Raw genomic sequence first — 10130 nt, 5'->3', positions numbered from 1 at the left:
CTGTTCGCTTTGCTGGATGGCGATGATATAGGTGACAGGATCAGCCTGAAAGGGGCAGCGCAGTTCGGCAAGCATTTTTTGGATGGCTTGGAAGGATTCGGATTCCGGGAATTGGTAGCTGATGGTGACTATTTTCAGCACCCGAACCTGGGGGATCGTTACCTCGGCTTTTTCCGATTCCTTCGGGAAACGACTTTGGCTGGGTTCCGCTACCAGAGCAAATTCTCCTGTTGGGTGTGTGACCCTGACCGGGGCGTGACCGAGATTCTCTAAAAGGGCGTACACTGCCTGGGATTTGCGCATCAGGCTCAGGTCGGGAGCGATCCGTTCGGCGATATATTTTTGGGTGTCGGCTGGCGGGACGTCCACCATCTCCAGCAGGGCAAACCCATCGTAGAGGGTGAACTGGTCGGCGTGTCCCGCCCATTCTTCCAACTCGATTTTCACATTGGAGGGCAACTCGCCCTCGCTCAGGTTTTCCAGCAAGCCGATCACATCGAGATCAGGGTTCTGGACGTGTGCAGCAGCAACGGCGGTTTTGGTCAGCAGGAAAATGCCAACATACGCGCCGTGTCCGTTATGCGGGCTGGAAACCTGCTCACCGAGGGCAGAAATTTGGGCGATGAGCGCCGCCGGGTAAAAATCGGATTCGATGATGACATCGAAATTGGGCTGGACGGTGACTTTGGGCGCGGTATCCTGCCCGCTCATCAGGCGCAGGAAACGTTCGCTGATGCGGAAGGCTTTGAGTTGGTTGCGGCTGGGCTTGAGACCGCGATAGGGTTTGGGGTCATAAGCCACATCCACAAAGCGCATGATGAGCGGGATATATTCGAGAAAGCGCTCAACATAGCGCCCTTCGACACGCTCGAAGGCATCGGGATCATCAACGGGAACGGTCTTGGCGTCTCTGTCGTAGCGACCTTCACTTTCATGTTCATAAAAGTTATCGTAGCGTCCGATCGGATGTCCCCAGCGATCTTTCTTGGGATGATTTTCAGGGATCAGGAAAAAGGGATGGTTGGCTTTGAGATAGGCGATAAATGATTCTGTGCTGAACCATTTCCCCGTGGGAAGTTGATTGAGCAGTTCGAAGAGAAAAAGACGGATTTCTGGAAACTTCAAGGTGGGCACTAGCCCAGTAGCCGAGCCTCGTGATGAAAATCGATCCAATTCGCCGACAACGCTGTAATCGAAAAACTCATTGTGATAGTCGTTGTTGTATGCGCTAAGAGACCTGGCGCGAATGAGCGTATTCAGGATGCGCTTTTCTTGCTCGACAGGCGAGAGTTCGTTGAATTTTTGAAGACTTGCAGCGGTAACGACGACGTAGTTGTTGATAAAGGACGGTTCCGAACTAGTATAGCCGCGATATTCGCCTTTGGTATCGTAAGAAACCAGCTTCAGTCGCAGGGCGAGTTCGTCAATAAATTCGATCCATTGGGAGCCATCAATTTCGCCTGCTCCAGGGTCAAAGGTTAAACCACCGAGTTCCTTGGCAAGGCGTTTCATGTCGGCGGCGGAAATTTCGTTGCTGCGGGTCATGCGTTTGACTTCACGACTGCCGACATAATCAAGGTAGGTGAAGAGGTCGCGCAGGATGTCGCGGTTGCTGGCGAAGATGGTGAGGGTTTGGGGGTCGAGGGGGGTGAGTTGCATGTTTAAAGTGTCAAGTTTCAAGTGTCAAGTGCCAAGTTAGGGTTTGATGACTTTTTCGACAAAGCCTGCTTTTTTGAGCACTTTTTCGACGCTGCTGTGGGCGTCTTTGGGGAAGGCGATGAATTTTTCGTTGAGGATGATCAGATTCTCTTTGAGTTCACGCTCCAGTTGAACGCGCAGGCTGAGGTCGCGTACTTTGGCATAGAGCAGGTTTTCGTGCAGGATGGTTTTGCCCCATTTGGCATTGACCGTTTCGAGGGCGGTCTTGAAGGCGGGGATATTTTCCGCCAGCCAGAGGGAGAGGCGGCTGTTGCGCAGGGCGGGTTTGGTGCGCCCAAGTTTGATTGGGCTGGGGCTGGCGTAGAGTTCGCCGTTGTGGATTTCAAGATGGGTGAGGGCGTTGAGCAGGCTGAGGTCGTAGATGGGGATGAGGCGCAGGTCGATTTTGATGGAGCCGGGTTGGGTTGTGGTATCCGCCCATTTGAGGAAATCAGGATAAGGCACGGACGAGGCGGCGAGACGGTGCCGGGGGGCGAGACGGTAGTGGGGGTGGTGATCAATATCCAGGCGGGAGAGGATGCCCAATTCCCAGCCGGCCTTGAGCAGCTTTTCGGCTGGCGGGACTTTTTCGCCAAAGGTGTAGATGGCAAGGGCAGGGTCGAGGGACTTGGGGGCGATCCAGTTTTGGGTATCGAGCAGTTTTAGGGCTGCATCGGTGGGGGACAGCGAGGCGGGTTTGGTAATGGCAACCGGGAATTTGCGCCACCAGGCGAGGGCTTGCCAGTTTTCAAAGGCTGCCAGCGAAAAAGGCTCGTCGCCAAGGGTGATGCTGCCTTCGTTGAGGCGGATGTGGCGCGGATCATTTGGGGTGGCGGGGCTGCCGTCGAGTAGTTCGAGCAGCTTGCGGCGCAGGGTGGTGTCGTTTGCGATGCCGGGATCATCGCTGTGGATGGCGGGCAGCGGCGGGAGGTAGGGAATAAATTCGGTCGGCAGGGCAAAGCGCCAGCGTTCGAGCTGGACAGTGTCGCCGCGCATTTTAATTTGTGCCATCACCACCAACCCGCGCCGCACGAGGTTTTTCCTGACAGCATCATAGGTGGGTTTGTAGCGCTGAGTAAAAGTGCCGCGTGAGTAACCTGTTTTGTAAAGCCGTTCAAAAAAAGCGATGTCCACTTCGCCGGTTTCAGCGAGCAGACGCAGAGTAAAGGTTTCCTCGGGGGTGAGGGCTGCCATGCTTTCCACCACGCCGACAGAGGTGAGATAAAAACTGGCGAAGGCGGTACGGGAGGCGGTTTCCCTGGCGCCAAATCCACGCGCTTTGCGGATGGCGTTCAGATCGGCGTCCGAGATTTCGGCGCACATGGTATGCAGGAGTTGCTGAATGGTCATGGCGCTGATTGTACGAGGTTGGGAGGAAGGTGTCAAATACTTGCTGATTCTCAGCCATTCATGTTAATAACCGGCACGATACGCTACGATGTGGATTCCACAAAAAAGAAAGCGGTCCCAAGCTTCTCAAAAGACTGGACTAACGCCATACGTTCACTTTTCACTCATAAAATATGCAAGAAAAAAACGCCAACCCTTTCTGGCTGGCGGTTCCAGGTTACATTTGCAGACAAAAAAATCTTTTCTCTGCCGCCTACGTTGACGTCTACGTTGCCGCCAACGTTAGTTTTGGACGAAATTTATAGCCGTATACACGATTGCTACTGCGTTGAGCCATAGCAGTGATGATATGAGCTTATAGGGATTTAATCGCCAGTTAAACATCACCGCATTGAAGCAGACTTTCTCGCCTTTCCCGGTATTCATTTCTTTCCCAAATACCCCATCATCGCTTCATAAACTTCATCTACCATCTGATTCCACAAGGCTTCATTAGCTCGTTTTTTACACAGCGCTTTTGGCAGGGTAAAAGGATGAAAAATAGATCATGCCATGGATTCAAGTATTGACAAGTGATGGATAATTTTGTATCATATATACCATGTTACCGGTCACATGACCGGTAACATGCCCGTCACTTATCTACACATCAATTCTATGCCGCGTTCTCGTATAACCATTCGTGATGTTGCTGCCCAGGCTGGTGTCTCTCACCAAACAGTTTCGCGCGTGATTAATAAGAATGAGCGTGTTTCCCCGGAAACGCGCCAACGCGTAGAAACCGCAATCACTAAATTGGGCTATCAACCCAGTCGCTTAGCCAAAAGCCTGGCGACAAAGAAAACACACACCATTGGCCTGGTGGTCGCCGATATTACCAATCCGTTTTTCTTTGAAGTCGCCCGTGGAGTGCAGGATACCGCGCTCGAACAGGGCTACAATGTATTTGTCTGTAATACAGACGATAACCCCCGGGGTGAGCAAGATGTTCTTAACCTGATGGCCTCACAGGAGGTCGATGGGGTTATCCTTTCAACCGCCAGTTCCACCGATGAAGAGCTGCTGGCCTTTGTCGAAAACTACAAGCCGCTGGTCGTCATCAACCGTGAAATCGACCACCCCAAAGCAAGTTTGGTCAATGTGGATATTTATAAGGGGGCAAAATTAGCGATTGAGCATTTAATCAGCCGTGGGCACAGCCGTATTGGGATGCTCACCCACCAAGGACACAATCCTGATGAAGTGCGCCGCGTGCAAGGGTATCGCGAAGTTCTACAAGCTCACGGAATCACGCCCAATGCAGAGTGGCTTGCATTGGCCCCGCCGAATCTTACTGGCGGTTATACGGCCACCCAGAAGCTATTAACCGCCCACCCGGAAATTACCGCAATTTTCACCTATAACGATCTAATGGCAATTGGCGCGCTGCGAGGCTGCTACGATATGGGTATCAAGGTTCCCGATGAATGCGCCGTTATGGGGTTTGACGATATTAAATTCTCCGAAATGCTCCAACCTGCCTTGAGTTCGATACGTTACGATAAATATCTGGTGGGGCAGAAAGCCATGTTGCGCCTTCTGGAGTTGCTCGAAGAGCCAGATGCTATTTACGAACCCATACGCCTGGATGTTGAGTTGGTGATTCGTGAATCAACCTGATTTTTTTAAACGGAGATGTTACCGGTCACATTTGGCTTAGGCCTGAAGGAGGTGGTGCTCATCAACGAAATATTCAACCAAATAATCCACAGAAAATTTGAAAGATTCAAAATAACCAAAATTAGGAGATAATCTAGAAATGAAACAGAAACGTGTTTTACTACTGCTCTCTTTGCTGATGGTGGCCTCGCTCGTTTTCAGCGCCTATGGCCTTACCGCAGCGCAGGAAGAAGAAGTTGTTTTGCGCTGGCGCACCCGCCCCGACAACCAGGAAGAAGCCGATGTATACCAATCCATCAGCGACAGCCTGGAATTGGAAGGGATTACCCTGGAATATGAACCCGGTGGCTCTGAAACTGCCAGTTACCAGGATGTGCTCAAAACCGAACTGGCTTCCGGCACCGCCCCCGATGTATTCTGGATCCCCGGAACCGATGTGGCTGATTTCGCCACCCGCGGCCTGATTCTGGATATGCGCGCCATGGCTGATGCAACCGAAGGTTACTCCGACGATGCTTTCTACCCCGGCCCCATGTTCCACCTGACCTTCAACCCCGAAACCGGCAACACCGGCGAAGCCCTTTGGGGTCTGCCCCGCGATGTTTCGACCTTCGCCCTGTATATCAACCTGGATTTGCTGGCCGAAGCCGGTGTGGATGATCCCCGCGAACTTGAAGCCAATGGCGAATGGACCTGGGACGCTTTCATGGAAGTTGCCGAAGCCGTTTCCGCTTTGGGCGATGATGTTCAGGGCTACGGTGGTAGCGCCTGGTGGGGCCCCTACGGCGTATGGATGAATGCTGCTGGCGGCGGCTTCTTCACTGAAGACCGCTCTGCTTGCGCTTTGGACACCCCCGAAGCCCTCGAAGGTCTACAATTTGCGCAAGACCTGTATGCTTCTGGCGCGGCGGTTCCTTACGGTGAAGACCCCGAACCTCCTTTCCGCTCCGGCAATCTGGGCATGTTCCAGAATGGCCGCTGGGCCACCCCCGGCATCCGCACCGTTGAATTTGAATGGGACGTTGTTGGTCTTCCCACCGGGCCTGCTGGTAACCCCGGCAACTGGCTCTTCTGGGGCGCGTATGTGGTCAATGCCAATACACCTTACCCCGAAGCTGCCTGGGAACTCGTTCAGGCTCTCACCACGGCTGAAGTTCAGGGTATTGTCGCCGAACTGGGCGCCAATATCCCCAGCCGCGTGAGCGAAGAAGCTCTGGATGCCTTCTTGTCCTTCACGCCCCCGGCCAACAATCAGGCCTTCCTCGATGGCCTCGCCAACTCCCCGACCGCTGAAGGCCCCCTGTGGGCTGGCTCCTGGCCGGACTTTGGCGCTGTCATGGATACGGCCGTTTCCTCCCTCCTCACCGGTGAAACCACCGTTGAAGAATTTGGCGCAACCGTCTGCGACGAAGCCAACAAAGCTTTTCCGTAGGCAAATTACGACCATTAACGCTGGTGGGGTTATCCCCACCAGCGTTCTTTTTTTGGATCACCCTCGCAAACCCAAAGGATTGACGTATGACAGTCAACAATCAGTCTTCATCTCCTTCTAGCCCCGGCAAATTTCAGGACAACACAGATTTAGTGCTGCGCGTGTTGCTTTTCTGGCATGGTGTTTTTGCAATTGGCGCGCTGGCTGGCACTTTGATGCTATGGCAAGGCGAGTCAACCATTGCCATGTGGCTCAAAATTATTTATAGCGGCGCGCTGGTAATCAGCGCAGTTTTGAGCGTTATTGCCATTCCAGCGATTGCGCGCCGAAAACATGCGGGGCGAGTCATTTCGCTGATCCTGAATTACCTGGGATTCTTGCTATGTTTCTTTGGCGGTTTGCACTATCTAGGAGTGTTCACCGGAATCGATGCCTTGGGCGCGACCTTTGCGAATGGTCTGCCCTATTTTGGGCTGGCCTTTGTAGGCTATCTGATCGGCGCTTTCGGCGACCGCTATGAAGATCGCCAGCCTGCTTTCGCAAAAAACATCAAACGGGTGGCGAAATATATCGGGATTATCGGTGGCATCCTGTTTTTGATCGCGGTTGGCATTATCCCCGGAATACTATCATTACTTTCAAAACTTTCATCATTTCGCCCGTTGATTCTCTTAGCCGGAACTTTTATTTTTGCCCTGATGACCTGGCTAATGTGGCGCGAACCCACGCGCGTTGCGATGAACGCCAAGAGCAAAGACCAACTCATGTTGGATGGGTATCTGTTCTTATCCCCCAATTTCATCGGATTTTTGTTTTTCTTCGCCGGGCCGCTGCTATTCTCGTTGTATATCAGCTTCACGGATTCGGATGCGTTCGGCAATGCCAACTGGATAGGCCTCGAAAACTATCAGGAAATTTTTGATCTTACAATTGCCCCACTCGATTCACCAGAGCAACTCGCCAAAGAAGTCATTGATATTGAAGTCTATGACGAGTTAACCCGCTTCCAGTTTTTCTCCAAGAACTATGTCATCGGCGCAGTAGACCAATTATTCTGGATTTCGCTGGGGAACACCATCAAATTTGTAATTCTTGCCGTCCCCCTGAGCGTGATCCCGGCTTTGATGCTGGCAACGGTGCTGAACAGCAAAGTGCCGGGCATGAAAGTCTATCGAGCCATTTACTTCATCCCCAGCGTCGCGGCGGTTGTCGGCGTAGCAATGATCTGGCGCTGGCTTTATAACTCGACCGTAGGCTATCTCAACTATTTTATTTCCGGCTTTGTGGAGTTTGTGAACCGGATAGCCGGTACACCTTTATTAACCGACCCACAAATTGGCTGGACTTCGGACACAAAAGTGGCCTTGCTGGCAGTGGCGATCATGGCCGCCTGGCAGTGGATGGGCTTCAACACGGTGCTGTTCCTGGCAGGTTTGCAGAATATCCCCGGCGTTTTGTACGAAGCCGCCACGGTAGATGGAGCCAACAACTGGCAGCAATTCTGGAATGTAACTCTGCCTACGTTAGCGCCCACCACCTTCTTTGTGCTGACCACCACCACGATCAACGCCATGCAAATTTTCGATCAGGTTTTTGTGTTTACCAGGCCGCCCGGGGGGCCCGGCACATCTACAACGACCATCGTCTTATATTTGTACCGCCAGGGTTTTCAAAACTTCAGGCAGGGCTACGCATCTGCGCTGGCGTGGGTGCTGTTCCTGCTCATTTTCGGCCTGACCCTGTTCCAATACATGCGCCAACGCTCCGGCGACGAAGCCATCTAAAGGAGATTTTCGATGACAACCTACAGACTTGGCATTTTATTGCGAAATCTCTTGCTCTATGCGTTGCTGACCTTTTTTGCATTCGTGATGCTCTTCCCGTTTTTGGTCATGCTATTTACTTCGCTTAAAGAAGCTGGCGATACCTACCGCTTCCCGCCCAAATTATTGCCGCGCGAAGCCATCACAGTCGCGGTGGAAGGATTCGAAGATCCGCTGCCCGTATACTATGTGGATTACAACGGGGCACGGGAAGAATTTGTGTTGATCGAAAAAACCGTTAAGGTGGGGGAATTCGCCACCCCTGACGACCCGGAAACGACCTTCGTCCATGAATTGGAGTTGGTAACTCCAACCGGGGGCGAAGCCAACCCGGAGACTGTGCTGTTCAATGGGGAAGAAGAGATTCTCTACGACATCGATGTGGATGGCGTGACCATCCCGATGGTGCAACTTAAACGCACCGCCCTGGGGCGCTTTGCCGACCCGAACGATCTCACCAAAACGGTGTTGCAGAATGTGCGCCAGAGCGAGCCGGTCGAAAAATTTACCTATCACCCCGAGAATTATCAAGAAGTGATCAGCCTGCACGGCATGGATCGCGCCCTGACCAACACAGCGCTGGTGACGATCCTGGTGGTGCTGGGGCAATTGGTGACTTCCATATTGGGCGGCTACGCCTTCGCACGCCTGAAATTCCCCGGGCGGGATGGCATCTTTTTGGTGTATCTCGGCACGATCATGGTTCCCTTTGTGGTTGTGATTACCCCGCTCTACCAGTTGATGATTATGATCGGCTGGGTAGACCGTCTGGCTTCGCTCATCATCCCGTGGATATTCACAGCCTATGGTACCTTTCTGATGCGCCAATTCTTCATAACCATCCCCAAAGAAATTGAAGAAGCGGCCGTCCTGGATGGCGCATCGCGCTTGCAAATTTTATGGCGTATCTTCATTCCGGCCAGCACCCCGGCCATTGCAACGCTGACTACATTCACCTTCTTGTATGCCTGGAATAGCTTCTTCTGGCCGCTGGTGGTGATCAACACCGGAAATGAAGCTAACCGCGTTTTAACGCTGGCCGTAAGCGTATTAGGTGGGCGCGCCGCCGATGCCCCCAATCTGGTGCTGGCAGGCGCGGCGATCGCCATTTTACCCCCTGTGATTATCTACATATTCGGGCAGCGCTTCTTTGTCGAGAGTACAGCAACCAGCGGATTGAAAGGTTAATGACGGTGAAGTATCAGGTCTCTTGAGTAAAAAGTGTATATGTCATACTGAGGCGCAGCCGAAGTGTCCAGCAAAGCCCCCTGCGCTGGCTAGACCCTTCGCGTTCGCTCAGGGTGACGGCTCGACATTTTTGCATACTTTTGATAGATGAGCCACGCATAATTTTGTGTGTGCTTTCTGTTGGATGGAGTTTTTGTATCATGGCATTTGAAAACACAGGCTGGACAGAAAATAATCCCAATTTGCACAACCCCCATTTAGCTGGCGACGCCTTCTTTTGGCAGGCCGGACCGGTGGGCGTTCTGCTCTCGCATGGATATACAGCCACAACGGCTGAAGTGCGTATGTTGGCTGAAAAACTTCATGCACAGGGATACACCATTGGCGCGCCGCTACTTCCGGGGCATGGTACCAAAATCGAAGACCTGAACCGCGTCCATTGGCAAGAATGGGTTCGTGCTGGCGAAAAAATGCTGCAAAAATTATTTGAATCTTGTAAGCATGTTTTCGTAGCGGGCGAGTCGATGGGTGGGTTGTTGGCTTTATATCTGGCCAGCCAGGAACCCCGCGTTTCGGGTGTGCTGCTCTATGCGCCTGCTATTCGCACCACAATGAAGCCTTTCGATTATTTGAAACTCTATTTAGGCGCGCCTTTCGTTGCTGAAGTGGGGCGCGCTTCGCTGGATTGCCGCGAGAACTGGCAAGGCTACCCGGGGCTTCCGCTAAAGGGAACCATTCAATTTTTGCGTTTCCAATCGGCTGTGCAAAAAAGGCTGTCAAATATCCACCAGCCCGTGCTGATTTTTCAGGGGCGTAAAGATACCACAGTAGCCCCACAAGCCGGGAATTTGATTATGAACGGCATCTCATCGGTGATCAAAGAGCATCACTGGATGGAAAACTCAACCCATGTCATCGTTCTCAATAGCGAATTGGAAGATGTCGCTAACTTAACCATTGATTTTATGATGCGCGTGCTG

The 10130-nt window shown here is 52.4% G+C and carries 7 protein-coding genes; 5 read left to right on the top strand and 2 right to left on the bottom strand.

Annotation, left to right across the window (positions count from 1 at the left end):
• Both HN413_12235 and HN413_12230 read right to left on the bottom strand, forming a co-directional pair.
• The coding region (locus HN413_12235; protein MBT3391167.1) for a hypothetical protein at positions 1-1659 on the bottom strand (1659 nt) is incomplete at its 3' end.
• 36 nt (positions 1660-1695) lie between these two features.
• Positions 1696-3048: a hypothetical protein gene (locus tag HN413_12230; GenBank protein MBT3391166.1), complete on the bottom strand. Its 1353-nt coding sequence runs from the start codon at positions 3046-3048 to the stop codon at positions 1696-1698.
• A 615-nt stretch (positions 3049-3663) separates the two neighbouring features.
• Between HN413_12230 and HN413_12225 the strand changes: the two genes are divergently transcribed.
• From HN413_12225 to HN413_12205, 5 genes are all read left to right on the top strand, one after another.
• The gene (locus HN413_12225; protein ID MBT3391165.1) at positions 3664-4707 is read left to right on the top strand and encodes a LacI family DNA-binding transcriptional regulator; all 1044 of its coding nucleotides are present in this window, start codon (positions 3664-3666) and stop codon (positions 4705-4707) included.
• A 139-nt stretch (positions 4708-4846) separates the two neighbouring features.
• Entirely contained in the window at positions 4847-6139 is a 1293-nt protein-coding gene (locus HN413_12220; protein MBT3391164.1) for a sugar ABC transporter substrate-binding protein, read from the top strand.
• An 86-nt stretch (positions 6140-6225) separates the two neighbouring features.
• Positions 6226-7923 carry a sugar ABC transporter permease gene (locus HN413_12215; GenBank protein ID MBT3391163.1) on the top strand — a complete coding sequence of 566 codons (1698 nt, stop codon included), beginning with the start codon at positions 6226-6228 and terminating at the stop codon, positions 7921-7923.
• A gap of 12 nt (positions 7924-7935) precedes the next feature.
• On the top strand, positions 7936-9150 hold the full coding sequence (locus HN413_12210) for a carbohydrate ABC transporter permease (protein ID MBT3391162.1): 1215 nt from the start codon (positions 7936-7938) through the stop codon (positions 9148-9150).
• Between the two features lie 200 nt (positions 9151-9350).
• Positions 9351-10130: alpha/beta fold hydrolase (locus HN413_12205; GenBank protein ID MBT3391161.1), on the top strand; the 780-nt coding region annotated here is incomplete at its 3' end.

It is taken from the genome of Chloroflexota bacterium, from assembly GCA_018648225.1.
GTDB lineage: Bacteria > Chloroflexota > Anaerolineae > Anaerolineales > UBA11858 > NIOZ-UU35.
Note: the sequence above shows the minus strand (reverse complement) of the source record. Positions and strands in the feature narration are given on the sequence as shown.

Bases quoted from the DNA above. Each gene is read 5' to 3' on its own strand.
- HN413_12230 (MBT3391166.1), bottom strand. From the start codon at position 3,048: ATGACCATTCAGCAACTCCTGCATACCATGTGCGCCGAAATCTCGGAC.
- HN413_12225 (MBT3391165.1), top strand. From the start codon at position 3,664: ATGACCGGTAACATGCCCGTCACTTATCTACACATCAATTCTATGCCG.
- HN413_12220 (MBT3391164.1), top strand. From the start codon at position 4,847: ATGAAACAGAAACGTGTTTTACTACTGCTCTCTTTGCTGATGGTGGCC.
- HN413_12215 (MBT3391163.1), top strand. From the start codon at position 6,226: ATGACAGTCAACAATCAGTCTTCATCTCCTTCTAGCCCCGGCAAATTT.
- HN413_12210 (MBT3391162.1), top strand. From the start codon at position 7,936: ATGACAACCTACAGACTTGGCATTTTATTGCGAAATCTCTTGCTCTAT.